Raw genomic sequence first — 23,783 nt, forward strand, 5'->3', positions numbered from 1 at the left:
TATGCCATGCACCCCCGACACGCGGAGGTGTTATCTATCAAGACATCGGTGACAGTTCTGCATCAGGACATCGGTGACAGTTCCGGCGGTCTTGGTGGTGACACTTGCGCGTCCGCACAGGCCTAGTGCGGCTTGCGGGTGATGATGTCGGCGACGCGCGCGATCGGCGAGGTCTGGGCACTTCCGCCGGCCTCATGCCGGTCTGCCAGCTTGTAGGCGACGTAGAGGCCGCGCACCCCGAGCCAGCGCAGTGGCTCGGGTTCCCAATTGCGCGATCGGTGCCCGACCCACGGCAGCCCGGTGATCGGGGTGTCGCGGTCCAGCACCAGATCGGCGAGCGTCCGCCCGGCCAGATTGGTCGCGGTGACTCCGTGCCCGACATAGCCGCCGGCCCAGCCCAGTCCGCTGGCCTTGTCGAGGACCACCCCGGCCTGCCAGTCGCGTGGGACTCCCAGCACGCCGCACCAGCCGTGAGCGATCGGCACGTCACGCACCTGCGGCAGGATCGAGTGGAGCACGTCGGTGAGCAGCCGGATCGTGCGCGCAGGTACCTGCCCGTCGTCGTCGGTACGTGACGCGAAGCGGTAAGGGACGCTGCGTCCGCCGATCGCGATTCGGTCGTCGACAGTGCGCTGGGCGTAGAAGAAGCCGTGGGCGCTGTCACCGACGGTTTCGCGTCCCTCCCAACCAATTTCGTCCCATAACGCGGCCGGGATGGGAGCGGTCGCGATCATCGAACTGTTCATGGGCAGCCAGTTGCGCCGCAATCCGGGCAGCGCCGGGGTGAAGCCCTCAGTGGCGCGCAGGATGATCGGGGCTCGCACTGTGCCGCGGGCGGTGACCGCCCGTGCCGGAGCGATTTCGCTGACGGGGGTGTCCTCGTAGATCGTCACACCGCGGCGTTCGACGGCCTCGGCCAGTCCACGGGTCAGCCGCGCCGGCTGGATCCGGGCGCAATGCGGTGTGTGATAGGCGGATAGCACACCGTCGAAGCGAATGCGTTCGGCAGCTTGGTCTTTCGACAGCTCCGCCACATCGATACCCCACGACCGCTCCTCTGCGACAGCAGCAGCCAGGCGGGCCGCCTGGGCGGGATTGCGGGCGATCTCCAGGGTCCCGCCCTTTACCGCTCCGGCGTCGATGCCCTCGCGGTCCGCCACTGCGATGACCTCGTCGACAGCCTCGTTGAGTGCTTGTTGCCAGGCCAACACGCGCTCACGGCCGTGCTGCTCGGCCATCCGGTGCCGGTCACCGGGCGCCAGTCCGGACAGCCAGCCGCCGTTGCGGCCGGAGGCCCCGTAACCTGCGAATCGCGTCTCCAGCACAGTGATTCGCAATGACGGGTCGGCCTGGGCGAGGTAGTAGGCGGTCCACAGCCCGGTGTATCCGGCGCCGACGATGCACACGTCGGCGTCACGGTCCCCGGGGAGAGCGGGCCGGGGCGCAGGCAGTTCGTCGAACCAGTGGGAGACCTGGCCGTTTAGCGTGTTGGGCACTGCTGGATTCTGCCAGGAGATGGCTGAACATACTTCTTTCTGCCATGCGCCGATAAGTTTCTGCCACTGGAAATTGTCCGGCTGACCTCTCGGTTTACACAGGCATAACAACCGTGAGACAGGGAGAGCAGAGAAATGAAGAAGTTCGGATTCGCAGTCATCGCGGCCAGCGGGCTGAGCGTCGCCGTCCTGGGTCTGGCCGGACCTGCCCAGGCCGCCGAGCCCGCTCACACCGCGGCCCCCAGCAGCATCACTTTCTCCGCAGGCGTCGACCGCCTCGACTGGCTCGATCGGCTACACCCCAAGCCGGTGGTTCCGAAGGTGGACACCACTGTTCGGCACAGCGGCGCCCGCTGACACCGAAGCTCAGAACGCGTAGCGGTGATACTGCGCCATGTACCGCAGCACCGGCACCGGCTTCATGACGGCCAGCATCAATCGGTAGTACCAGGGCAGCGTCGTGAATATGGGATCGTCGAAGGGCGATTCCCTGATCAGCAAGCGGGTGCCGGGCACCGCACGCAGGATGTCTTCGGGACTGTTGATGGCCCAGTGCAGTTTGGCCCCGGATCGGCGCACCACGGTGTTGACCCACTGCGATCTGATTCCGAGGGTGTTGAACGCGTCGAATTGTATTTCCCCGGAAGGAAATCCGTCGACGATGCGCCGCAGCAGCGCGACCCCGTCGTGTTCGGTGAGGTACATCGTCAATCCTTCACCGACCATCAGGGTCGGCCGGTCGGCGGGCACGTCGCGCAGCCAGGCCGGGTCGGTCACCGAGGCGGCGATGACGTGATAGTGCTCGGCGGACGGGTAGAGCTGCTCACGCAGGTGTGCGACGTCGGGGTAGTCGATGTCGTACCACTCCACGCCGGGGCCGGGCTCAACCCGGAAGAATCGGCCGTCGAGACCGCACCCCAGGTGCAGCACCACGGCGTCGGGATGCACGGCCAGGAACTGGCGGGTCCACCGGTCGAAATGCGCGCTGCGGGTGGTCACCGACGGTGAGGTCGCCTCGGTGATCGAGGTGCGGCTCCAGTCGTAGTCGATGCGGTCGGCGATGTCTTTCGCCAACTTGTCGCCGAGGACCGGGTTGGGCATGCCGGCATCGAGCGCTTTGGCATAGAACGTCGCCAGCATGGTCTGCGGTGCCCCGGAGAGGTCGACTTTCAGCTTGTCGGTCATATCGCCAGGTTAGGCCGCAATACGCTTGCCGCCCAGTGGCTTAACGCGGCACGGCGTGGTGTTCAGCTGCTCTTCTGTGCGCGTTTGGCCGCTCGCAGGCCCACCCAGAACTTCGCTGCCTCGGCGATCGATTCCTCGACCGGCCTTGGCTGCCAACCGAGTTCACGCACGGCCTTGGAGTGGTCGAGCTCGGCTTCGGCCCGCATGAGCCGCAGGGATTCCAGCGACAACCGTTCATCGGTGCCGCGTAGCTTGCCCTTGAGCGTGCCTGCCGCGGCCAGCGCGTAGGACATCGGCAGCGGGAGCGACCGCTGTGGGGGTGCGACGCCGGCGGCCTCGGCGGCAAGCCTGGCCACCTCGGCGTTGCTGATCATCTTCTCGGAGATCAGGTAGCGCTCACCGGGGGTGCCGCGTTCGGCGGCAAGCAGCATGGCGTTCGCCGCATCATCGATGCCGACGGCCTCCAGGTCGATGCCGCTCATCACGAACGGCAGCTTGCCGAACGCGGCTCCGGCGATGATCGCCCCGTGCGGGGTCCGGCCCCAGTCGCCGCTGCCGTAGGTGGTGGACACGCACATCGCGACGGCGGGCAGCCCGCGTTCGCGGGCGTACCTCAATACGAGCTCCTCGGCCTGAACCCGCGAACGCACGTAGGGCGTCACCTTCGACACGTCGGCGATGTCCGCCTCGGTGGACCGCTTTCCCCGCTTGCGTCCGACGGTGACGTAGCTGCTGGTGAAGACGAACTTCCGTAAACCGTCGATCCCAGCGGCGACGTCGAGCACGTTGCGGGTGCCCTCGACGTTGGTACGGAACAGCGGTGCCGGGTCCCGCAGCCATCCGCGGGCGTCGACGACGCAGTGGTAGACGACGTCGCAGCCGGTCATCGCCTCTCGCAGGGCCTCGGTGTCGAAGACGTCGCCCTCGAAACGCCGGACGTCGAGGTCATCGATGGAGATGGTGTTGGCGCCCGGCCGAACCATGGCCCGGATCTCAGTGTTGTTTTCGTCGCATTCGTCTGCGGCGACCAATTGCCGCAGCACATGCGAGCCCAGGAACCCGTTGGCCCCGATGACCAGCTTGGCGCTCATTTACCGCCACCGAATTTCTTGAGCCACGCCTCGGCCTCGTCTGTCAGGGTGCCGAGCTCAGCGGCCTTGCGGCACCACTTGCGGGCCGCGGAGGCGAACCGCAGCGGGTTGTAGACATCTTCCTGACGTGACCACAAGCCGTCGCCCGCGTAGGTCAGGATCGAGATGTTGGTGGCGCTGATGATGGTGCCGTCACCGGGGTCGCGCATGGGGTTGTCCAGTTCGCAGATGATGCGGCCGGTGGGTTCGTCGATCACCGACCACAGCGACGGGAACGAGGTCATGTAGCTGCCCGGGAAGGTGGTCATGGTCTTCCAGATCCAGGGCCGGACCTGCTCGCGGCCCTTCATGGTGCCCACGGCGTGCTCGATGTAGTCGACGTCGACGGTGTAGTGGTCCGCCCACACGTCCCAGTTCTTGGTCTGCGCGGCCCGGTCCACGGTCTGCTCGAAGGTTTCAAAGGCAGCGGCGAGTTCATCGCGGCTGAAAGACCTGCTCGTCACCTCAAAACTAGAACACGTTCTATCGACCTTTGTCGAGACCCGTCACTGCGCAGCCAGCACGTGACGGGATCCCAGCGGGGCCTGCAGAGCCACCTCCGCGGTGCCGTGCACGGCAAGGGCGATGCACATGCGGCCGACGGATTCCGGCGGTGTCCCGCCGCGAAGGTCGATCGTGACGGCATCGGCGGTTTCCTGCGCGATCACGTGGACGCCGAAGCAGTCCGGGGTACCTGCAGTGAAGTTGACCAGCAGGCGTTCCTGATCACGGCTGAAGGATTCGATCCGGGTGATGTGCGGATCGACGATGGCGGGGTTGTCGGTGAAGAGGGTCCGTGCGGGATCAGGAGGCACCTCGGGCACCGCGACCGGGGCCGGATCGGCCGCCGCGGTGGGGCAGCCGGCCAGCAGGAGTGAACCGACGAGCGCCGCGGTTGCAACTACACGCATGACCACCACGGTAACCACGGAGCACAATGGGGCACATGGGTAACTATTCGACAGCGATCCTGGCGGGCGGCTGCTTCTGGGGTATGCAGGACCTCATCCGCAAGCAACCCGGCGTGGTCTCCACCCGGGTGGGGTACACCGGCGGACGCAACGACCATCCGACGTATCGGAACCATCCCGGTCACGCCGAGGCGGTGGAGATCGAATTCGATCCGACTCGCACCAATTACCGGGCGCTGCTGGAGTTCTTCTTCCAGATCCACGATCCGTCGACAAAGGACCGGCAGGGCAACGACGTCGGCAGCAGCTACCGGTCGGCGATCTTCTACCTCGACGACGAGCAGAAGCGCATTGCGCTGGACACCATCGCCGACGTGGATGCCTCGGGATTGTGGCCGGGCAAGGTGGTCACCGAGGTGACCGCGGCGGGCGATTTCTGGGAGGCCGAGCCCGAGCATCAGGATTACCTGCAGCACTACCCGAACGGGTACACCTGCCATTTCCCGCGCGCGGGCTGGACGCTGCCCAAACGTCAGACCGCGGGATAGCTGCTCAGTTCCCCAGCGGCGTGGCGCGCCGATGCACGACGATGCGCCCGCCCGCCGCGGGGGTGTAGGCCACACCGCGGGAGTGCACCTTTTCGCCCGGTGCGGTGGTGGTCTCGATGACGAAATGCCGCAACACCGTTCGCAGCACCACGTCCATTTCCACGTTCGCGAACACGGCACCGACACACCGCCGGGTGCCACCGCCGTATGGCAGCCAGCCCAGGCCGGGGCGGCTACCGACGAATCGCTGCGGATCGAACCGGTCCGGATCGGGGAATTCCTTTTCGGACTCCTGGATCTGCGAGATCGCCACGATGATGGAGTGTCCGCGCGGAATCTCCCACTCTCCCAGCCGGATCGACGGCGCATAGACGTGGCGGCCGGAGAAGTCGATGACGGTGCGATTGCGCTGGACCTCCAGGATGGTGGCCTGGCGGTATTCGTTGCGGTCGGTGGCCGCCTCGTCCACCAACTCAGCCAGCACCTGGGGGTGGCGGGTGATGCGCTCGAAGGCCCAGCCCAGGGTCGAGGCCGTGGTTTCGTGCCCGGCGGCCAGCAGGGTCAGTAGCTCATCGCCGATGTCCTTGCGGGACATGGCCGATCCGTCCTCATACGTGCTACGCAGCAGCAAGGACAGGATGTCGTCGCGCCGGCCGAAGTCCGGATCGGCTTCGACCTTGTCGATCAATCGATCGATGACAGCGTCGTACTCCTGGCGGTATCTGGCCAGCCGGCCCCACGGACTGAACCGGCCGTAGGTGTGGGCCGGAGTGGGCACCACCACCAGCCGCGAACCCAGGGTGACCCACGGCGGGATGATGCGGCGTAGCTCGTCGAGCTGTTCGCCGTCGGCGCCGAAGACCGCACGCAGGATCACGTTGAGAGTGATCCGCATCATCGGCTCGAGCGTCTCGAACTCTTTCCCCTGCGGCCAGTTCGCCGATTCGCGCAGGGTCTCTTCTTCGAAGATCTCCTCGTAATTCTTGATGCTCTTGCCGTGGAACGGCGGGGTCAGCAGCTTGCGACGGCGACGGTGATCGGTGCCGTCGAGCGCGAACACCGATCCCGATCCCAGGATGCGGCTCAAGTTGGGCTGAATGTTGCCGACGTCGTCGGTGTTGGCGGTGAAGAGCTGCTTGGCCAGCTGAGCGTCGGCGACGATCACAGTGGGCCCGAAGATGGGGAGTTTGAGCTTGAAGACGTCCCCTTGACGGCGGGCGAGCTGTTTGACGACCCGGCGCCTGGCCAGGGCGAAGCCGATGGCCTGCAAAGGCTTCGGAAATCGCGCCGGAGGCGGCATCCGGCCTGGCGCGGCGCCCGCGGCTGGGTTGCCGGTGGTCTTCTCAGCAGCTGCAAGCTCGGTCATACCATCTCCAGCCAGTCCTGGTACCGCGTGGTACCAATCGGTTGTGAGGTACGGTACTACCAGGTACCAGGCAGCGCAAGGGGGGTTGGACTCGATGACCTACCGGTTGCGCCTGCTCGACGGACTCGCCGCGGCGATCAACGACAAGGGCTATCGCGAGACCACCGTGGCCGACATCGTCCGCCACGCGCGCACATCCAAGCGCACGTTCTACGACCAGTTCGGCACCAAGGAGGACGGCTTCCTCGAGCTGTTGCGGGCCAACAACGCCGCACTCGTCGACCGCATCCAGGCCGCCGTCGACCCCGAGGAGTCGTGGCCGGACCAGATCGCACAGGCCGTGGGCGCCTATGTCGACCACATCGCGTCCGCCCCGGCCATCACCCTGAGCTGGATCCGCGAACTGCCGGCGCTGGGCAGCAGGGCGCGCCCGCTGCAGCGCGCAGCCCTACGCGAACTGACCGATCTGCTGATCGAACTCAGCGGCAGCGCAGGCTTCCAACGCGCCGGCCTGCCCCGGCTCACCGAGCCGATGGCCATCATCCTGCTGGGCGGGCTTCGCGAATTGACCGCGCTGATCGTCGAGGACGGCGGGGACATCCAGGAGATCTACGGGCCCGCGGTCGCCGCATCGACGGCGATCATGACTGCGAATTCAGCTCAGCACCAACCGCGCTGACTTCTCCAACCGCTGCGAGATGGCGGCGTAGGTCTCGTATCCCATCCCGGCCCACACCAGCGTGCCGGTGTAGAGCAATTCGAGTGCTTCGATCACATCGAGGTCCACGTCAGGCCCGAGTGCGGCGACCAGCCGGCCCCGCACATCCGCACCGATGCGCTGCCGCAGTGCGTCCACGTCGGGGTCCTTGCCGAGCAGAGCATTGGTGACCGCGCCGGCGAACTCTGGTTCGTCTGCCACCAGCGAGGCGATGTGCTGCAGCACCTCGACCACCCGGGTGGCCGGGTCGGGCGATTCATGAGCGGCCGGCGGAGCAGCGGAAAGCCTGCGCCAGAACACCTCGGCGACGAGGTGCTCTTTGGAGGAGAAGTAGGTGTAGGCCGTGGCCGCCCCGACCCCCGCCTCGGCGGCCACCCGGCGCACCGTCAGTCCGGCGAATCCGTCCCGGGTGATCAGCTGTAATGCGGCCTTACCCAGGCGCTCGACAGTATCGGCCTGCCGTGCACTCAGACGGCGGCGCGTCGACTCCAGAGCCGTCTCGGACACGTGTCCGGACGCTACTACAACAGCCGATGGCCAGCAACGGTAGGTTGGGCATTCATGAGCACCGCTGACACCGCCCTGCCCGCCCGCGCCGAGCGCCTGTTCGCCCTTGCCGAGCAGGTCACCGGCTTCATGCCCGCCGACGAGGGCCGCGCCCTCTACGACGCCGGCCTCCGATACCTCGGCGGCGGGGTCGGCGTCGAGATCGGCACGTACTGCGGTAAGTCGACCGTCATGCTGGGCGCGGCCGCGCAGGAGACCAACTCGGTGCTCTACACCGTCGACCACCACCACGGCTCGGAAGAGCATCAGGCCGGCTGGGAGTACCACGACACCACCATGGTGGATCCGGTCACCGGACTGTTCGACACCCTGCCCACGATGCGCCACACCCTGGACGCCGCCGGCTTGGACGAACATGTGGTCGCCGTCGTCGGCCGGTCACCCGTGGTGTCCCGCGGCTGGCGAATGCCGTTGCAGCTGTTGTTCATCGACGGTGGCCACACCGAAGAGGCGGCGCAGCGGGACTTCGACGGCTGGGCCCGCTGGGTCGAGGTGGGCGGCGCGTTGATCATCCACGATGTGTTCCCGAATCCCGATGACGGCGGCCAGGCGCCGTTCCACATCTACCAGCGCGCGCTGGCGACGGGCGCGTTCGACGAAGTCGTGGTGATGGGGTCGATGCGGGTGCTGGAGCGGACCTCGGGCGAGCCGGGCCAGTTGGGCTAGCGGTCGCCGGCCTTCCCGCCGACGCACTCACAGTCGTACTCGCCCTCAAGGCCGCGCGGAAGCCCGACGCCCCGGAAGATGCCATTGGCCGGGGTGGTCTGCGACAGCGCGTCGGCAGCCAGGATCATGGCCGCACCGGTCCAGGTGGTGCGCTCCTCGGGCCAGCGCTTGCCGTCGGCGAAAACCAGCCCGGTCCAATAGGATCCGTCGGCCTCGCGCAGGTGCTGCATGGCCGCGAACTGCTCGCGGGCCCGCCGGGTGTCACCGATCGCGTCAAGGGCCATGACCAGTTCGCAGGTCTCCGCACCGGTGACCCAGGGACGGTGATCGACGCAGCGGATGCCCAGTCCGGGCACCACGAAATCGTTCCAACGGTCGTCGATCCGAGTTCGGGCAGCCGACCCGCGCAGCGCACCGCCGAGCACGGGGTAGTACCACTCCATCGCGTGGGTGTCCTTGGCGGAGAACGCCTCCGGATGAGCGGCGATGGCGTGGCCGAGACGTCCGACGGCGACCTCCCATTCGGGTTGGGGATCGTCGAGGTAGTCGGCAAGCGCCAGCCCGCACCGGATGCTGTGGTACACGCTGGCGCAACCTGTCAGCAGCGCCTCCTCAACCGGACCGGACGGACTTGCGGCCCAGTAGATCTCGCCTCCGGAGGCCTGCAGACCCAGCACGAAGTCGAGCGCTCGGGTCACCACCGGCCACATCAACTCGGCGAAGGCCCGGTCCCCGGTGATCAGCACGTGATGCCAGACGCCGGTGGCCACGTAGGCACAGAAGTTGCTGTCGCTGTTGGCGTCCTCGATGACCCCGTTGCGCAGTTGGATCGGCCAGGAGCCGTCGGCACGCTGCATGCTGCGGCACCAGTCGAAGCCCGCCCGGGCCGGTTCGATCAATCCGGCCACGGTCAGCGCCATGGCATTCTCCACGTGATCCCACGGGTCCGTGTGACCGCCGTCGAACCACGGCAGAGCCCCTGACGATTCCTGGGTCTCGGCAATCGAACGTGCCGTCTGCAGGCACTCATCTGGCGTCAAAACTCCGGGCACACCGGGGATCTCAGGAACTAGCACCGCCCGGGCCTACCCGTCGATTTCGGGCTTGCGGAAGTACAGCGCGACGCTCTTGCCGATCACCGGGTTCAGCACCGACTCGGCGGTGCGGGTGAGCCAGGGCCGGCCCATCATGTCCCACACCAGCAGCCGGTGGTAGGCCTTGACCGCGGGGTGGTCGTTCTTCTCGGTGCCGACAAGGCATTTGAGCCACCAGTACGGTGCGTGCAGCGCGTGCTCATGGTGCGTCTGGGTGAGCGTCAGCCCGTGCGCAAGGACCTTGTCCCGCAACTCGTCGGCCTTGTATATGCGGATGTGGCCACCCTCGTTGGCGTGGTACTCGTCCGACAGGAGCCAACAGACCTTCTCCGGGAGCCAGCGTGGCACCGTGATGGCAAGCGAGCCACCGGGTTTGAGGACCCGCACGAGTTCAGCGATGGCGCGGTCGTCCTGCGGTACATGCTCCAGGATCTCCGATGCGATCACGCAGTCGAAGCTGGCGTCGGGGTAGGGCAGGTCGAGAGCGTCACCTTTGACGGCCTCACCCTTGGCCGACAGCGGAACCTCGCCCGCTTCCCGCATCGCCTGCAGCATCGTGTCGACGTCGTTGAGGTCGGACACGCTCTGGTCGAAGCCGACGACAGAGGCCCCGCGCCGATAGGCCTCGAACGTGTGCCGGCCCGCACCGCAGCCCACGTCGATCACCGTCGTGCCCGGTCCGACACCGAGACGGTCGAAATCGACGGTCAGCATGAGCCCTCCTTCGCTTCTACCCGCTCACGGGCCATCTCGTATACCGATACCGTCTGTGCGGCCACCGATTCCCAACTGAAGACGTCAAGCGCCCGCTGCCGCCCGGCGGCGCCGAGCTTGCGGCGTTCCAACGGCGAGTCGAGCAGTTCACCCAGCACCTCGGTGAGCTCGTCGACATCGGCGGGGCGCACCAGCCGGGCGCAGGCGCCGTCGTCACCGACCACTTCGGGCAGTGCGCCCGCGCGGCTGGCCACGATCGGGGTGCCGCTGGCCATGGCTTCCACGGCAGGCAACGAGAAGCCCTCGTAGAGCGACGGGATGCAGGCCACCTCGGCGGAGGCCAGCAGCGCGGCGAGTTCCCCGTCACTCAGCCCACTGGAGCTGTGCACGATGTCCGAGATACCAAGCTCGGCAATGAGTTTCTCGGTCGGCCCGTTAGGTTCGAGCTTGGAGACCAACTGGACGTCGAGGTCGCGTGCCACCCGCAGCCGGGCCACTGCATGCAGTAGATGGCTGACCCCTTTGAGGGGGACGTCGGCGCTGGCGATCGCGATGATGCGCCCGCTCACCCGGTGGTCGCTGGGCTTGAACAGTTCGGTGTCCACACCGAGCGGCACGATGTGCAGCTGATTCGGCGTCACCCCGAAGTCCTCGGCGATGTCGGCGGCCGAGGACGACGACACGGTGAGCAACTCGGGGATCCTGCGGGCCACCTTCTTCTGCATCTCGGCGAACCCGTACCAGCGCCGCACCAGCGGCTTGCGCCACCACTTGGCGGCGGCGATCTCGACCACCCGGTCGCGGGTGATCGGGTGGTGCACGGTCGCGACGACCGGCAGGCCGAGGGCGGCGATCTTCAACAATGCCGAGCCCAGGCTCTGGTTGTCGTGGACCACGTCGAACTCGTCGCGGCGCGCTGCCAGGATCCGCGCGACGCGCATGGTGAACGTCCGGGGCTCCGGGAACCCGGCGCTCCACATCGTCCCCAGTTCCAGGGCGTCGATGTGGTCGCGGATCTCACTGGGCCTGGGCACCCGGAACGGGTCCGGTTCGCGGTAGAGATCGAGGCTGGGAACCTTGGTCAGCGTCACCCGCGGGTCCAGACCCTCGGGATACGGCTGGCCGGAGAACACCTCGACGTCATGGCCGAGTTCGGCGAGCCCGCGGCTCAGGTAGCGCACATAGACGCCCTGGCCACCGCAGTGAGTCTTGCTCCGATAGGACAGCAACGCGATACGCATAATGAGATCACCCGACGGCCGGAATACTGCTGAGCTGGGAATACACGCTCACGCGTCGACTCCGAACCCTCTGGACATGTGTCCAGACTATAGTTTGACCTGCTAGCCAACGCAACGCGTCGGCCGACGCTCAGGCCGGAGGGAAGCCACCGGTGGCAACGGGGCCCCAGTGCGTCGGAGTGATCCTGATCAGGCACTTGCCCTGGTCCACCATCGCTTGCCGGTATTCGTCCCAGTCCGGATGTTCGCCGGCGACCGCGCGGAAGTAGTCGACCAGTGGCTCCACCGCGTCCGGCAGTTCGATCACCTCGGCATTACCGTCGACTTGCACATACGGACCGTTGAACTCCTCGGACAGCACCGTCACGCTGGCCCGGGGCGTGCGGCGGAGGTTGGCTGCCTTCGCCCGCTGCGGGTAACTCGCGATCACGATGCGCCCCTGCTCGTCGACCCCGCCGGTCACCGGCGAGGTCTGCAGCGAACCGTCGGCCCGGAATGTGGTGAGCACCATGTGGTGACGTGGGCGCACGAAGTCCAGGAGTTCGTCGATTCCTACGTTGTCAGCGGTCGCATACTTTCGGGCCATGCCTCGACGGTAGGACAAAGGCGAACGGCCGGGGAAAGCCCAACCCCGTCAGCCGCGCGCCGGTCACCGCCGCGACGTCGATCGGCAGCACCTTGCCCGACGACGGTTCGTAGCACTGCAGCACATCGCCATCCGCATCGACGATCAGCACCCAGTGCCGTGGAATACCGCGCTCACCGATCAGCATTGCCACGGGCCAGCCCTCCGCGACAGCACCACGCACATCCGACAACGTGTCGCGGGCGCCGCGGAAGCGCCGCCACCGGTACCCGACTCCACGCTTCGCGCTGTGGTCGGACAGCGCGCGGGCCATTCCCACCGGCGTGGTCCCGAGCTGTCGCGGCCAGATCCGGTTGACCGCAGCGTGAATTCGGCCCTGCTCCTCGGCGAACCAGGTATGGCCGTCGGGGTTCAGCAACTCCGCGCGATAGGTGTGATCCAGCAAGGCGCCGGCCACCACGGCGACCGTAGGGCCACAAGTGATCCCGTCACGCTGGCGTAGCCGTAAGGCCGCCAATTTCGCTGGCTTCACACAGATCCGGTCATTGAATCGATCAATTCCTGCCATCGGAACTAAAGCTTCTGAGCTGGCGGTTTTACCCGACATATCGCAGCGTATCGAAATGCCGCGAACCGGAACAGGGAAGGACACTCCAGTGCGAAATGCCATCGGTAGGTCACGAATCGTCGCCGCGGCAGTGGGCGTCGCGGTGGCGGCTGTCATCGGATCGGCCGGCCCCGCCGCGGCCGCGCCCAACGGGCCCAGCAACGCCCAACAGACGATCAAAGAGCTGCAATCCCAGGGCTATACGGTGATAGTCAATCGTCTCGGTTCCTCACCCTTGGACAAGGCTTCGGTGGTCGCCGTTCGGCCCGGCCCTAACTTCAGCCGCACCGACACGTTGAGCGCGCTCACCCAGCGGACCGTGTACGTCGACGTCAAGTAGCAGACAGTCACCGCCATAGGAGTCGATAATGACCGCATGGCAGTGAACATGGCGGATCTGCTGGGCAGCAGGCTTGACTCCCTTCGATACCAGCCCACTGCCAAACGAATTCGGATCTGTCTGGGCGGTGAGCCGGTGGCCGACACCGATTCGGCGGTCCTGGTCTGGGAACCACGCCGGATCGTCCCGACGTACGCGGTGCCGCGTTCGGCATTGACGGCACAACTGGTTCCGGCCGGCGGGGAGGTGGGCGACGACGAGATCCCCGGCTTCCTGGACCCGTCGGTGCCGTTCACCGCGCACACCTGCCCGGGCACAACGTTCGACGTCATCGCCGGTGACGAAGCCGGTGCCGCCGCGGCCTTTCAGCCCGACGACGCGGACCTGGCCGACTACCTGATCCTGGACTTCTCGACGTTCGAATGGCGGGAGGAAGACGAGGCGATCGTCGCGCACCCGCACGACCCGTTCCACCGGATCGACATCCGGCGCAGCCGGCGACGCATCCGCGTCGAACTCGACGGACGGGTGCTGGCCGAATCCTGCGATCCCATGCTGTTATTCGAGACCGGGCTCCCCACCCGGCACTACCTGCCCCGCGAAGACGTCACCACCGCACTCGCCGTGAGCAACACCGTCACATACTGCGCATACAAGGGCCGGGCCACGTACTACTCGGTGCCCGGCGGGGCCACCGATCTGGCCTGGGCCTATCACGAACCGCTGAACGACGCGGTGCCGGTCGGCGACCGCGTCTGCTTCTTCGACGAGCACGTCGATGTGTTCGTCGACGGCGAGCGGGTGGACCGTCCCGTCACACCGTGGAGCCGACGGAGCTAACGGAACGCCTGTTTGCGGCCGCCCGCTTCTGGCAACATCTGTCACCGACACCACTGTCAGTTGACCGGAGGTCATGATGAGCTCACCGGACGTCACGCTCACCGCGGCCACCGGGACGGAGGGCGGTGGCGCCGCACTCGACCAGGTGGTCGGCATGTCGGTGGTCGCCCTCATCGTCACCGTCGCCCTGCTGTGGATCGGTTACCTGCACCGCAACCGGCGCATCACCTGGCTCAACGATTTCGCCGAATGGTTGGGCCGCAAATTCCACCGGCCGCCGTGGGTGGCGCTGCAGGTGTTCCTGTTCACCGCGACCATCATCTGCGCGCTGTTCGGCTTCATCTGGGATGTCAGCCTGCACATCGGCAAGGGCCGGGATCCGGGCCCCCTGGCCAACCCTGCGCACTACTTCATCCTGTTCGGGCTGTTCCTGCTGTTCATCGCCGGTTCGATGGCCATCGTCCTGCCCTACGACAAGCCCGGCCCGGCAGCCATCCGGATCACCCGCAGCTGGTACGCCCCGGTGGGTGGTGTGTTGATGGCGCTCTGCGGCCTCTATGCGCTCATCGGTTTCCCGCTCGACGACATCTGGCACCGGATCTTCGGCCAGGATGTCACCCTTTGGGGCCCAACGCATTTGATGCTCATCGGCGGCGCCGGGTTGTCGCTGATCGCCGTGCTGCTGCTCGAGCACGAGGGACGGGTGGCGATTGGCCCGGACGCAGGTGAGGACAGTAAGTTCAACAAGTTCCTCTACTTCCTGTCCTTCGGCGGTCTGTTCATCGGCCTGTCGGTGTTCCAGATCGAATACGACTTCGGCGTCGAGCAGTTCCGGTTGGTGCTGCAACCGATGATGATCGCCGCCGCGGCCGCATTCGCCGCAGTCGCGGCACGGTTGGTCCTCGGCCCCGGTGCCGCGCTGATCGCCGCCGGGTTCGCGATCGCGCTGCGTGGAGCGGTCGCCTTGATCGTGGGCCCGGTTCTGGGTGCGCCAACAAGTTGGTTCGCGCTGTACCTGGGGCCGGCACTGGTGGTCGAGCTCATTGCCCTGACCCCACTTGTGAAGCGACCCATCCTGTTTGGCGCGGTAGGCGGGCTGGGCGTCGGCACCGTGGGGCTGTGGCTGGAATCGTTGTGGATCGGCGCGGTCTACCACTACCCCTGGCCGACCAGCATGTGGGGTGAGGCGCTGGGCATGGCGATACCGGTCGCCGTCGGAATGGGCCTTTGTGGCGCACTGCTGGCCCTGGTGCTCACCGGCCAGGCGTTGCCCCGGCCCGCGGTGGGCATCTCGATCGTGGTGGCCACCGTGCTGGTGATCGGCGGCGCCGTGGCCAACGGGCTACGCACCGAAGTTCCGCAAAATGCCAGTGCCACCATCACTCTGACGGATCTTCCGGCCCACAACGGGCATCGCATGGCCTCGGCCGATGTGCAGATCAGCCCGGCCGACGTGGTCAGCGACAATCCGGAGTGGGTGTCGATCCTGGCGTGGCAGGGAGGCCTGCCCAACGACCGTGGCCTGATCGTCGACCCGTTGGAGAAGGTGGGCCCGGGGCATTACCGCTCGACGCAGCCCATCCCGGTGTCCGGAAGCTGGAAGACCCTGCTGCGCGTGCAGGACGGAAACACCATGGCCGGTGTCCCGATCTTCCTGCCCGCCGACCCGGGTATCGGAGCGCCCGAAACCCCGGCGCTGACCTCGAGCAGCCGAGAGTTCGTGCAGGAGATCACGATTCTGCAGCGTGAACGCAACCTCGATCACCCGTCCTGGCTGTACAACGTGGCGTCGCTGGTGGTGTTGGTGTGCACGCTGCTCCTGATCGCCGGGCTGACCTGGGGTGCCGGCCGCATCAACGCCAGGGAGCTGGCCGCCGGCCGTGAACCCGCCGGGCTCACATGACGTATCCGATCGAGTATCAGGCCGACCACACGCTGCTGCTGGCCTTGCCGGCCTTCGCGCCGGCGCTGGTCGTGGTCGGTGTCGTGGTGTACGTCGCCATGCGCGACCGGCGCAGGCCGCGTGATGACGACAGCGGCGACGCTCAAGATGAAGGTACGCACTCCTGCGGCGAAGATGGTTCACCGTGATCAACCTCAAAAGCAGTGTCATCGTCCTGACGTCCGCCCTCGCCCTGGTGACGGCCGGTTGTGGCGGCGGCTCCGGCGAGTCCGCCGAGTCTGCCGCTCCCTCGGCGACCACCGTCAGTCCGTCGGACATGACCAACCAGCAGCAGGCCCCCGCCCGGCTGCTGATCGACGTCACCATCCAGGCCGGTCAGGTGACTCCGACCAACGAGCGGCTGACGGGCAAGGTCGGCGAGCCGATCGTGGTGCGGGTCAACAGCGACGCCGCCGATGAGTTGCACGTGCACTCGAATCCCGAACACAGCTTCAAGATCGAGGCACGTAACGGTCAGCAGTTCCAGTTCACCGTCGACGTGCCCGGCACCGTCGACATCGAGCTGCACCACCTGAACCGCACGATCGCCGGCGTGCAAGTGCAGCAGTGACGCCCGGGGCGACCGCGGTACTGGCCCACGGTCTGGGCGGTTCGACCGACCTCCCGATCCCCTACACGTACGCCCTGATCGGTGCGGCTTGGACGCTGACGTTCACCTTTGCGGTGGTGGCGCTGGCCTGGCGGCGGCCCCGGTTCGATCCTGACAAGCCAGGTCTGGGGCTGCCGCGCTGGGTGACGACGGCGTTCGACTCTCCCGTGACCCGCTGGGGTGTGGGCCTGCTCGCGCTCGTGTTCACCGGGTGGGTGGCGTACACCGCGTTCGCCCGGCCGCCTGGTGCCAATCCGCTGCCGGGGGTCTTCTATGTGCTGCTGTGGGTGGGGTTGGTCGCCGCCTCGGTGCTGTTCGGCCCGGTGTGGCGGCTGATCTCGCCGGTCCGTACGTTGTCCCGGTTCCTACCGACTGGTGGCCGAAGCTATCCCGAACGGCTCGGCTACTGGCCGGCTGCCGCGGGGCTGTTCGCGTTCGTGTGGTTGGAGCTGGCGAGCCCCGACCCGGGATCGGTTGTGGCCATTCGTAACTGGCTGCTGATCTACCTCGTGGTGACGCTCGCCGGTGCACTGTGTTGCGGTCAGCGCTGGTTGGAGAGCGCGGACCCGTTCGAGGTGTACAGCACGGTCGCATCGAGGCTCTCACCGCTGCGCCGCCACGATGGCCGGATCGTGATCGGTAACCCGTTCGATCACCTGCCCTCGCTGCCGGTGCGGCCGGGGCTGGTCGCCGTGCTTGCCGTGCTGCTGGGATCGACCGCGTTCGACAGCTTCTCGGCGATGCCGCAGTGGCGTAACTTCGTCGACGCGCATGCGGGCTCGCCGCTGGGCTCCAGCCTGATCCGTACCGCGGGCCTGCTGGTGTTCGCGTCCACGGTGGCGGTCACGTTCTGGGCGGCTACCCGCACCACGGGCGGGGTGGATCGCGAGCTGCGGCGGAAGTTGCCTGGGCTGATGGCGCATTCGCTGATCCCGATCGTCATCGGCTATGTGTTCGCGCATTACCTGTCCTATCTGGTCGAGCGCGGCCAGCAGACAGTGATCCTGCTCTTCGGGCTCCACGACGTGCAGGTCAGCTACTTCCTCTCCGCTCACCCCACGCTCTTGGCCAGTCTCAAGGTCGGGTTCGTGTTGGCCGGTCACGTCGCCGGGGTGATCGCCGCACACGACCGAGCCCTGCGCCTGCTGCCGAAACAACACCAGCTCACCGGCCAATTGGCGACGATGCTGGTGATGGTCGGCTATACCTTCACCGGGCTGTACCTGCTGTTCGGCGGGTAGCGTCGGAACCATGTCCTCCAGGCAGATTCGGGCACTGATCGTCGTCGACGTGCAGAACGATTTCTGCGAGGGTGGTTCGCTGGCGGTCGCGGGTGGTTCAGCGGTGGCGCGGGGCATCACCGCACTACTGGCCTCCGACCACGGGTACGACCATGTGGTGGCCACCAAGGATTTCCACATCGACCCGGGTGAGCATTTCTCCGACAGCCCTGACTACCGGACGTCGTGGCCGCGGCACTGCGTGGCCGATACCCCGGGTGCGGCATTCCATCCCGATCTCGACTCGACCACCGTGGAGGCGGTGTTCGAGAAAGGCCACCATTCGGCGGCCTACAGCGGGTTCGAAGGCGTCGACGCTTCCGGGACACCCCTGGCGGATTGGCTGGCCGAGCGCGGCGTCGATGCGGTCGACGTGGTGGGCATCGCCACCGATTACTGTGTCGCGGCCACCGCGGCCGATGCGGTGAAGGCGGGGCTGCGCACCCGTGTGCTGACCGGCCTGACCGCCGGTGTCGCGCCGGAGAGCAGCACTGCGGCACTGGCCGAATTGCGTTCCACCGGGGTGGAAATCACTTAGTCGGGTCGACGGGCCGACCGGTCCAGCGCGGGTCCCGACGCTCGACGTGGGCACGCACGCCTTCACGGGCGTCGTCGTGTGCCATCAACTCCAGGTGTATCCGGGTCTCCCGGGCACCGACTCCCGCGCGGTCGAGATCATAGGAATCCCACAGCAGCCGTTTGCTGGCCGCGACCGACATCGGCGCGGTGTTGACCGCGATGTCGTGTGCGATTTCCAGTGCGGCAGGCAGAACCTGCTCGGCCGGGAGCACGCGGCTGCCAAGGCCGAGTTCGACCGCGCGATATCCGTCGAACGTGGCTCCGGTCAAAAGGATCTCCGCGGAATTGGCCAGGCCCACCAGCCGGGGCAGCACCCAATGCGAGTAGGCGTCGCCGACCATGCCGCGCCGGGCCTGCACCACGCCGTACCGGGCATCGGCGGCGAAAAGCCGGATGTCGCACTGCAACGCCAGGGTCAGCCCGATGCCGATGGCGTGTCCGTTGACCGCCGCGATCACCGGTTTGTCCAGGGTCCAGGCCGGCACGGCCAGGCCGGCGGCGCTGAATTCCTGCCCCGGTTCGGTGAAGGTCTGCTCCCCCGCGCCGAGGTCCGCGCCGGCGCAGAACGCCGGTGGAGTGCCGGTCAGCACGATCGCCCGGATCGCGTCGTCGGCGTCGCAACGCAGGTAGGCGTCGGCCAACTCCTCGCGCATCCCGCCGCCGAAGGCGTTGCGCTGCTGCGGACGGTCCAGCGTGATGATCGCGACCGCGTTGTCGAGGGTGACCCGCACCGTCTGGTATTCCGGCGGGTCAGAGCTGATGGTCACGGCTGACTGTACCGCCGAACATTCATCCGGCCGCAGGTCCCCGGGCGCCGTATCGTCGATTAGTGACCTCCGAAACGTGGCGCGGCAAGCCCTACCCGCTCGGCGCGACCTATGACGGCTCGGGTACCAATTTCGCGTTGTTCAGCGAGGTGGCCGAGCGAGTCGAACTGTGTCTGTTCGATCCCGACGAGTCGGGGGCGCTGCATGAGACGCGGGTGACGCTGCCCGAGGTCGACGGATTCGTCTGGCACGGTTTCATTCCCGGGATCGAGCCCGGCCAACGCTACGGCTACCGGGTGCACGGCCCGTACGATCCGGGGTCCGGCCGGCGCTGCAACCCGAACAAGCTCGTGCTGGACCCGTACGCCAAGGCCATCGAAGGCTCCTTCGACTGGGGCCAGCCGTTGTTCTCCTACAACTTCGACGACCCGGACAGCCGCAATGACGACGATTCGGCGGCCCACATGCCCAAGGCCGTGGTGATCAATCCGTACTTCGACTGGGGCGTCGACCACCCGCCGAGTCACGAGTACGCGGACACCGTCATCTACGAGGCCCATGTCAAGGGGCTCACCCAAACCCACCCGGACATCCCCGAGCAGCTGCGCGGAACCTACGCCGCCGTCGCACATCCGGCGATCATCGAGCATCTGAAAGCACTGCGGGTCAATGCCATCGAACTGATGCCGGTACACCACTTCGTGGATGACTCCACCCTGGTCGACAAAGGCTTGTCGAACTACTGGGGCTACAACACGATCGGGTTCCTGGCGCCCGACCCCCGCTACAGCTCGGCGGGCACCCCCGGCGGTCACGTCCAGGAGTTCAAGGCCATGGTGCGTGAACTGCACGCCAACGACATCGAGGTGATCCTCGATGTCGTCTACAACCACACGGCCGAGGGCAACCACCTGGGGCCGACGCTGTCGATGCGCGGGATCGACAATGCCGCCTACTACCGGCTGGTCGACGACGACAAGCAGTACTACATGGACTACACCGGTACCGGTAACAGTCTCAACGTCGGCCATCCGCACTCGTTGCAGCTGATCATGGACTCGTTGCGGTACTGGGTCACCGAGATGCGTGTCGACGGATTCCGTTTCGACCTGGCCGCCACGCTGGCCCGCGAGTTCTACGACGTGGACCGGTTGAGCGCCTTTTTCGAACTGGTGCAACAGGATCCGATTGTCAGCCAGGTCAAGTTGATCGCCGAGCCATGGGATGTCGGGCCCGGCGGTTACCAGGTGGGTAACTTCCCGCCGCAGTGGACCGAATGGAACGGCAAGTTCCGCGACACCGTGCGCGACTACTGGCGTGGCGAGCCGGCCACGCTCGACGAGTTCGCCTACCGGCTGACGGGTTCGGCCGATCTCTATGAGCAGACCGGCCGTCGCCCGTTCGCCTCGATCAACTTCGTCACCGCCCATGACGGATTCACCCTCCGGGACCTGGTGTCCTACAACGAAAAACACAACGAGGCGAACGGCGAGGACAACCGCGACGGGGAGAGCAACAACAAATCGTGGAACTGCGGTGCCGAAGGTCCGTCCGATGATCCTGCGGTCAACACGTTGCGCGGCCGCCAGCAACGCAACTTCCTGGCCACTCTGCTGCTCTCCCAGGGCGTTCCGATGATCTCGCACGGCGATGAGTTGGGCCGCACCCAGCGCGGAAACAACAACGTCTACTGCCAGGACAACGAAATCTCCTGGATCGACTGGACCACAGCGGATCTCGATCTGATCGAGTTCACCCGCTCGGTGTCGGCCCTACGCGCCGCGCATCCGGTGTTCCGGCGCCGCAGGTTCTTCGACGGCCGGCCGGTACGCGAGGCGGGCGCCGCCGGATTGCCCGACATCGCCTGGCTCGCACCCGATGGGTCCGACATGACGGCCGAGGACTGGGAGACCGGGTATGCCAAGTCGGTGGCCGTGTACCTGAACGGACAGGGCATCGCCGATCCGGATGTCAGGGGTCAGCGGGTGGTCGACGACTCGTTCCTGCTGTGCTTCAACGCGCACTATGAACCGATCGAGTTCGCGTTACCACCGGCACAATTCGGCGCCCGCTGGATTCCGGCGATCAGCACTTCGGCAAACTCCACACGCGATGCAGTCGCTGCCGGCAACACCGTCCTCGTGGATGCGCGCGCCGTCCTGGTGCTGCAGGCCGAATCAGATTGAGCGTCAATTCAAAGCGTTGCTCATCAGCCCGAAGTCCCTGCCCTAACCAGGAAGTCTGGTACCTTGAACATGTAGCAGCCGTGGCCGCCTAAGTAGACGTCGAGCGCTTGCTTGATGTCACCGGCCGGGCGGGCTGGGGGGTACGAGCCGAAGAGCGGCGGCAACTACCCTGCGGCCACGGCTGCGGCGTCTCCTCGGGTTTGCCGCAACACTTCCGAACTCATTCAAATCGGTTTCTCATCGAGTCCCCAAAGTTCTCTCATCCACAATACCTCTGTAACAGAGCTATTGTGGATGCATGGAGGCCCGACACGATCTCGTCAGCGAGTTGTTCTCCGTCGTCGGCCGGTTCCGCAGACAGCTGCGCCGGTCCACCGGTGGCGGATTCGACGGCACCGGGTTGACCCAGTCGCAGGGCGAACTGTTACGCCTGGTCGGCCGGAGGCCCGGCATCTCGGTGCGGGAAGCGGCCGCCGAACTCAGCCTGGTGCCCAACTCCGCGTCCACGCTGGTGTCACGCCTGGTCGCCGACGGGATGCTCACCAGAACCGCCGACGACGCGGACCGGCGCGTCGGCCGCCTGCGGCTCACCCCGCCCGCGCAGGCGATCGCCGACGAGTCCAGGGCGGCCCGCCGGGCCGCACTGTCGGCTGTGCTGGCACAACTTGACGACGGCCAGATCAACGATCTGGCAAACGGATTGGATGTCATGGACGAACTGACCCGGCTCCTGCACGAGAGCGAAACATGAGCGCCCCGGCCATCGACTGCCGGCACCTGACCCATCGTTACGGCGCCTTCACCGCGGTCGACGACCTGACCCTGCAGGTCCATCGCGGGGAGACCCTGGGGCTGCTCGGTCCCAACGGCGCGGGCAAAACCACGGCAGTGCGGGTGCTGACCACCCTGACGCCGGTACAGGAGGGCGAGGTCCGGATATTCGGTCTCGACGCGGACCGGCACACCATGGACATCCGGCACAACATCGGCTATGTCCCGCAACAACTCTCGATCGAAGCAGCGCTCACGGGCCGACAGAACGTCGAGTTGTTCGCGCGCCTGTACGACGTGCCGCGGGCCGAACGCGCCGATCGGGTGAACCAGGCGTTGGAGTCGATGCAACTGCTCGATGTCGCCGGTGCCGTGGCGGGCACGTACTCCGGTGGCATGGTGCGCCGCCTCGAGCTGGCTCAGGCACTGGTCAACCGTCCGCAGCTGCTGATCCTCGACGAGCCCACGGTCGGGCTGGATCCCATCGCGCGCGACAGCGTCTGGGCACAGGTCGGCCGGATGCAGGCCGAGTTCGGGATGACAGTGCTACTCACCACGCACTACATGGGCGAGGCCGACGCCCTCTGCGACCGGGTGGCACTGATGCACCATGGTCGGTTGCAGGCGCTCGGGACGCCGGCCGAACTCAAGGCCAGAGTGTCGACGGCCGAGGAGTCCGAGAACGCCACTCTCGAGGACGTCTTCCGCCACTACGCCGGGTCGGACCTGACCGATGCCGGGCATCAACCCGGCGGCATGCGTGAGGTTCGGGCGACCCGTAGGACGGCCCGCCGTGTCAGCTGAAGCACTGGTCCTGGCCCCGCGCGGGATGCGCCGGGTCCGCGCGATGGCACGGCGGATGTCGGCCTTCGCCCTGGTCGAACTGCAGAAGCTGCGCCACGACCGCACCGAGTTGTTCACCCGGATGGTCCAGCCCGCGCTGTGGTTGTTGATCTTCGGCCAGACCTTCAGCCGCCTGCACCTCGTCGACACCGGCGGTGTGGGCTACCTGGCCTTCCTGGCACCGGGGATCATCGCCCAGTCGGCACTGTTCATCTCGATCTTCTACGGCATCCAGATCATCTGGGATCGCGACGCCGGCATCCTGGCCAAGCTCATGGTCACTCCCGCGCCGGCTTCGGCGCTGGTGGCGGGCAAAGCATTCGCGGCCGGGGTGCGCTCGGTGGTGCAGGTGGTCGGCGTCGTGCTCCTGGCATATCTGATGGGGATCGCGATGACGGTCAATCCGCTGCGCATCCTGGCCGCGATGGCCGTGGTGGCGCTCGGGGCGGCCTTCTTCGCGTGCCTGTCGATGACGCTGGCCGGGCTGGTGCGCAAGCGGGACCGGCTGATGGGTATCGGCCAGGCGATCACCATGCCCTTGTTCTTCGCGTCCAACGCGCTCTACCCCGTCGACATCATGCCGACCTGGCTGCGCTGGTTGTCCACGGTCAACCCGCTCAGTTACGAGGTCAACGCGCTGCGCGGGCTGCTGATCGGCACCCCGACCAACTGGGCGCTCGACATCAGCGTGCTGATCGCGGCCGCGGTGCTCGGCGTCGCCGTCGCCTCGTTGTTGTTGCGCCGGCTGGTCCGGTAGACCGAACCCTGGCGTCCCCAACCAACCGGGTGGTTTAGT

General features: G+C 66.7%; 28 protein-coding genes. 15 read left to right on the forward strand and 13 right to left on the reverse strand.

The genetic code is table 11. The features are described 5' to 3' along the window. Positions 1 to 122: 122 nt before the first annotated feature. Positions 123 to 1,496, reverse strand: a complete 1,374-nt coding sequence (locus tag ACZYZF_RS02860; protein ID WP_463743619.1) for an NAD(P)/FAD-dependent oxidoreductase — start codon at positions 1,494 to 1,496, stop codon at positions 123 to 125. A gap of 135 nt (positions 1,497 to 1,631) precedes the next feature. Between ACZYZF_RS02860 and ACZYZF_RS02865 the strand changes: the two genes are divergently transcribed. Continuing rightward, positions 1,632 to 1,853 (forward strand): hypothetical protein, encoded by a 222-nt coding sequence (locus tag ACZYZF_RS02865; RefSeq protein ID WP_463834459.1) that lies wholly within the window; start codon positions 1,632 to 1,634, stop codon positions 1,851 to 1,853. A gap of 9 nt (positions 1,854 to 1,862) precedes the next feature. On the opposite strand, the gene ACZYZF_RS02870 is transcribed toward ACZYZF_RS02865, so the two are convergent. The 4 genes from ACZYZF_RS02870 to ACZYZF_RS02885 form a co-directional block, all read right to left on the reverse strand. Then, positions 1,863 to 2,681: a class I SAM-dependent methyltransferase gene (locus ACZYZF_RS02870; RefSeq protein WP_463743617.1), complete on the reverse strand. Its 819-nt coding sequence runs from the start codon at positions 2,679 to 2,681 to the stop codon at positions 1,863 to 1,865. Positions 2,682 to 2,743: 62 nt separating this feature from the next. After that, positions 2,744 to 3,772, reverse strand: coding sequence for an NAD-dependent epimerase/dehydratase family protein (locus ACZYZF_RS02875; protein ID WP_463743616.1), 1,029 nt, complete (start codon positions 3,770 to 3,772; stop codon positions 2,744 to 2,746). Beyond that, a complete protein-coding gene (locus tag ACZYZF_RS02880) occupies positions 3,769 to 4,275 on the reverse strand; it encodes a nuclear transport factor 2-like protein (RefSeq protein ID WP_463743615.1) in 507 nt (168 codons plus the stop codon). Before ACZYZF_RS02880 ends, ACZYZF_RS02875 begins: the two co-directional genes overlap by 4 nt. Positions 4,276 to 4,317: 42 nt before the next feature. After that, the gene (locus tag ACZYZF_RS02885) at positions 4,318 to 4,722 is read right to left on the reverse strand and encodes a hypothetical protein (RefSeq protein ID WP_463834461.1); all 405 of its coding nucleotides are present in this window, start codon (positions 4,720 to 4,722) and stop codon (positions 4,318 to 4,320) included. 35 nt (positions 4,723 to 4,757) lie between these two features. On the opposite strand from ACZYZF_RS02885, the gene msrA reads away from it, so the two are divergent. Next, positions 4,758 to 5,270 carry a peptide-methionine (S)-S-oxide reductase MsrA gene (gene msrA / locus ACZYZF_RS02890; protein ID WP_463743613.1) on the forward strand — a complete coding sequence of 171 codons (513 nt, stop codon included), beginning with the start codon at positions 4,758 to 4,760 and terminating at the stop codon, positions 5,268 to 5,270. Between the two features lie 4 nt (positions 5,271 to 5,274). Here the strand turns inward: msrA and ACZYZF_RS02895 are convergent, their stop codons facing one another. Then, positions 5,275 to 6,651 carry a cytochrome P450 gene (locus tag ACZYZF_RS02895; protein WP_463744168.1) on the reverse strand — a complete coding sequence of 459 codons (1,377 nt, stop codon included), beginning with the start codon at positions 6,649 to 6,651 and terminating at the stop codon, positions 5,275 to 5,277. A gap of 79 nt (positions 6,652 to 6,730) precedes the next feature. On the opposite strand from ACZYZF_RS02895, the gene ACZYZF_RS02900 reads away from it, so the two are divergent. After that, the gene (locus ACZYZF_RS02900; RefSeq protein ID WP_463743612.1) at positions 6,731 to 7,315 is read left to right on the forward strand and encodes a TetR/AcrR family transcriptional regulator; all 585 of its coding nucleotides are present in this window, start codon (positions 6,731 to 6,733) and stop codon (positions 7,313 to 7,315) included. Here the strand turns inward: ACZYZF_RS02900 and ACZYZF_RS02905 are convergent. Beyond that, positions 7,292 to 7,861, reverse strand: coding sequence for a TetR/AcrR family transcriptional regulator (locus ACZYZF_RS02905; RefSeq protein WP_463743611.1), 570 nt, complete (start codon positions 7,859 to 7,861; stop codon positions 7,292 to 7,294). The genes ACZYZF_RS02900 and ACZYZF_RS02905 overlap by 24 nt on opposite strands. 54 nt (positions 7,862 to 7,915) lie before the next feature. Here ACZYZF_RS02905 and ACZYZF_RS02910 point away from each other — a divergent pair, with 54 nt between their 5' ends. Next, on the forward strand, positions 7,916 to 8,587 hold the full coding sequence (locus tag ACZYZF_RS02910) for a class I SAM-dependent methyltransferase (RefSeq protein WP_463743610.1): 672 nt from the start codon (positions 7,916 to 7,918) through the stop codon (positions 8,585 to 8,587). Here the strand turns inward: ACZYZF_RS02910 and ACZYZF_RS02915 are convergent. The 5 genes from ACZYZF_RS02915 to ACZYZF_RS02935 form a co-directional block, all read right to left on the reverse strand. Beyond that, positions 8,584 to 9,663, reverse strand: coding sequence for a prenyltransferase (locus tag ACZYZF_RS02915; protein WP_463743609.1), 1,080 nt, complete (start codon positions 9,661 to 9,663; stop codon positions 8,584 to 8,586). The genes ACZYZF_RS02910 and ACZYZF_RS02915 overlap by 4 nt on opposite strands. A 9-nt stretch (positions 9,664 to 9,672) precedes the next feature. Further along, positions 9,673 to 10,395: a class I SAM-dependent methyltransferase gene (locus ACZYZF_RS02920; protein ID WP_463743608.1), complete on the reverse strand. Its 723-nt coding sequence runs from the start codon at positions 10,393 to 10,395 to the stop codon at positions 9,673 to 9,675. Then, positions 10,389 to 11,636, reverse strand: coding sequence for a glycosyltransferase family 4 protein (locus ACZYZF_RS02925; RefSeq protein ID WP_463743607.1), 1,248 nt, complete (start codon positions 11,634 to 11,636; stop codon positions 10,389 to 10,391). The genes ACZYZF_RS02920 and ACZYZF_RS02925 overlap by 7 nt, the downstream gene beginning before the upstream one ends. 130 nt (positions 11,637 to 11,766) lie before the next feature. Beyond that, entirely contained in the window at positions 11,767 to 12,222 is a 456-nt protein-coding gene (locus ACZYZF_RS02930) for a PPOX class F420-dependent oxidoreductase (RefSeq protein ID WP_463743606.1), read from the reverse strand. Continuing rightward, complete coding sequence (locus tag ACZYZF_RS02935) at positions 12,197 to 12,754, reverse strand: cysteine peptidase family C39 domain-containing protein (protein WP_463834462.1); 558 nt, start codon at positions 12,752 to 12,754, stop codon at positions 12,197 to 12,199. The genes ACZYZF_RS02930 and ACZYZF_RS02935 overlap by 26 nt, the downstream gene beginning before the upstream one ends. A 136-nt stretch (positions 12,755 to 12,890) precedes the next feature. On the opposite strand from ACZYZF_RS02935, the gene ACZYZF_RS02940 reads away from it, so the two are divergent. The 7 genes from ACZYZF_RS02940 to ACZYZF_RS02970 all read left to right on the forward strand — a co-directional run bounded on the left by ACZYZF_RS02940 (position 12,891) and on the right by ACZYZF_RS02970 (position 18,379). Continuing rightward, complete coding sequence (locus ACZYZF_RS02940; RefSeq protein WP_463835124.1) at positions 12,891 to 13,169, forward strand: hypothetical protein; 279 nt, start codon at positions 12,891 to 12,893, stop codon at positions 13,167 to 13,169. 36 nt (positions 13,170 to 13,205) lie between these two features. After that, a complete protein-coding gene (locus ACZYZF_RS02945; protein ID WP_463834464.1) occupies positions 13,206 to 14,009 on the forward strand; it encodes a DUF427 domain-containing protein in 804 nt (267 codons plus the stop codon). A gap of 76 nt (positions 14,010 to 14,085) precedes the next feature. Then, positions 14,086 to 15,912, forward strand: coding sequence for a hypothetical protein (locus tag ACZYZF_RS02950; protein ID WP_463743602.1), 1,827 nt, complete (start codon positions 14,086 to 14,088; stop codon positions 15,910 to 15,912). Next, the gene (locus tag ACZYZF_RS02955; RefSeq protein WP_463743601.1) at positions 15,909 to 16,100 is read left to right on the forward strand and encodes a hypothetical protein; all 192 of its coding nucleotides are present in this window, start codon (positions 15,909 to 15,911) and stop codon (positions 16,098 to 16,100) included. The genes ACZYZF_RS02950 and ACZYZF_RS02955 overlap by 4 nt, the downstream gene beginning before the upstream one ends. Next, complete coding sequence (locus tag ACZYZF_RS02960; protein WP_463834465.1) at positions 16,097 to 16,522, forward strand: hypothetical protein; 426 nt, start codon at positions 16,097 to 16,099, stop codon at positions 16,520 to 16,522. Before ACZYZF_RS02955 ends, ACZYZF_RS02960 begins: the two co-directional genes overlap by 4 nt. Beyond that, positions 16,519 to 17,802: a hypothetical protein gene (locus ACZYZF_RS02965; RefSeq protein ID WP_463743599.1), complete on the forward strand. Its 1,284-nt coding sequence runs from the start codon at positions 16,519 to 16,521 to the stop codon at positions 17,800 to 17,802. The genes ACZYZF_RS02960 and ACZYZF_RS02965 overlap by 4 nt, the downstream gene beginning before the upstream one ends. A 25-nt stretch (positions 17,803 to 17,827) precedes the next feature. Then, on the forward strand, positions 17,828 to 18,379 hold the full coding sequence (locus tag ACZYZF_RS02970; RefSeq protein WP_463744167.1) for an isochorismatase family protein: 552 nt from the start codon (positions 17,828 to 17,830) through the stop codon (positions 18,377 to 18,379). Here the strand turns inward: ACZYZF_RS02970 and ACZYZF_RS02975 are convergent. Further along, positions 18,372 to 19,187 (reverse strand): enoyl-CoA hydratase/isomerase family protein, encoded by an 816-nt coding sequence (locus ACZYZF_RS02975; RefSeq protein ID WP_463743598.1) that lies wholly within the window; start codon positions 19,185 to 19,187, stop codon positions 18,372 to 18,374. The genes ACZYZF_RS02970 and ACZYZF_RS02975 overlap by 8 nt on opposite strands. Before the next feature lie 62 nt (positions 19,188 to 19,249). Here ACZYZF_RS02975 and glgX point away from each other — a divergent pair, with 62 nt between their 5' ends. From glgX to ACZYZF_RS02995, 4 genes are all read left to right on the forward strand, one after another. Then, positions 19,250 to 21,373, forward strand: a complete 2,124-nt coding sequence (glgX, locus tag ACZYZF_RS02980) for a glycogen debranching protein GlgX (RefSeq protein WP_463743597.1) — start codon at positions 19,250 to 19,252, stop codon at positions 21,371 to 21,373. Positions 21,374 to 21,671: 298 nt separating this feature from the next. After that, entirely contained in the window at positions 21,672 to 22,124 is a 453-nt protein-coding gene (locus ACZYZF_RS02985) for a MarR family winged helix-turn-helix transcriptional regulator (RefSeq protein WP_463743596.1), read from the forward strand. Beyond that, positions 22,121 to 22,948, forward strand: a complete 828-nt coding sequence (locus tag ACZYZF_RS02990; protein WP_463743595.1) for an ATP-binding cassette domain-containing protein — start codon at positions 22,121 to 22,123, stop codon at positions 22,946 to 22,948. The genes ACZYZF_RS02985 and ACZYZF_RS02990 overlap by 4 nt, the downstream gene beginning before the upstream one ends. Before the next feature lie 43 nt (positions 22,949 to 22,991). Then, positions 22,992 to 23,744, forward strand: a complete 753-nt coding sequence (locus ACZYZF_RS02995) for an ABC transporter permease (protein ID WP_463744166.1) — start codon at positions 22,992 to 22,994, stop codon at positions 23,742 to 23,744. Positions 23,745 to 23,783: the final 39 nt, after the last annotated feature.

The organism is Mycobacterium sp. IDUB_24 (assembly GCF_055419385.1).

Excerpts from the sequence above, each read along its gene's own strand:
- ACZYZF_RS02900 (WP_463743612.1), top strand. The coding sequence starts at position 6,731 with ATGACCTACCGGTTGCGCCTGCTCGACGGACTCGCCGCGGCGATCAAC.
- ACZYZF_RS02990 (WP_463743595.1), top strand. The coding sequence starts at position 22,121 with ATGAGCGCCCCGGCCATCGACTGCCGGCACCTGACCCATCGTTACGGC.
- ACZYZF_RS02920 (WP_463743608.1), bottom strand. The coding sequence starts at position 10,395 with ATGCTGACCGTCGATTTCGACCGTCTCGGTGTCGGACCGGGCACGACG.
- msrA (WP_463743613.1), top strand. The coding sequence starts at position 4,758 with ATGGGTAACTATTCGACAGCGATCCTGGCGGGCGGCTGCTTCTGGGGT.
- ACZYZF_RS02875 (WP_463743616.1), bottom strand. The coding sequence starts at position 3,772 with ATGAGCGCCAAGCTGGTCATCGGGGCCAACGGGTTCCTGGGCTCGCAT.
- ACZYZF_RS02945 (WP_463834464.1), top strand. The coding sequence starts at position 13,206 with ATGGCAGTGAACATGGCGGATCTGCTGGGCAGCAGGCTTGACTCCCTT.
- ACZYZF_RS02950 (WP_463743602.1), top strand. The coding sequence starts at position 14,086 with ATGAGCTCACCGGACGTCACGCTCACCGCGGCCACCGGGACGGAGGGC.
- ACZYZF_RS02870 (WP_463743617.1), bottom strand. The coding sequence starts at position 2,681 with ATGACCGACAAGCTGAAAGTCGACCTCTCCGGGGCACCGCAGACCATG.
- ACZYZF_RS02985 (WP_463743596.1), top strand. The coding sequence starts at position 21,672 with ATGGAGGCCCGACACGATCTCGTCAGCGAGTTGTTCTCCGTCGTCGGC.
- ACZYZF_RS02910 (WP_463743610.1), top strand. The coding sequence starts at position 7,916 with ATGAGCACCGCTGACACCGCCCTGCCCGCCCGCGCCGAGCGCCTGTTC.
- ACZYZF_RS02955 (WP_463743601.1), top strand. The coding sequence starts at position 15,909 with ATGACGTATCCGATCGAGTATCAGGCCGACCACACGCTGCTGCTGGCC.
- ACZYZF_RS02925 (WP_463743607.1), bottom strand. The coding sequence starts at position 11,636 with ATGCGTATCGCGTTGCTGTCCTATCGGAGCAAGACTCACTGCGGTGGC.
- ACZYZF_RS02885 (WP_463834461.1), bottom strand. The coding sequence starts at position 4,722 with ATGCGTGTAGTTGCAACCGCGGCGCTCGTCGGTTCACTCCTGCTGGCC.
- ACZYZF_RS02865 (WP_463834459.1), top strand. The coding sequence starts at position 1,632 with ATGAAGAAGTTCGGATTCGCAGTCATCGCGGCCAGCGGGCTGAGCGTC.
- ACZYZF_RS02930 (WP_463743606.1), bottom strand. The coding sequence starts at position 12,222 with ATGGCCCGAAAGTATGCGACCGCTGACAACGTAGGAATCGACGAACTC.
- ACZYZF_RS02995 (WP_463744166.1), top strand. The coding sequence starts at position 22,992 with ATGGCACGGCGGATGTCGGCCTTCGCCCTGGTCGAACTGCAGAAGCTG.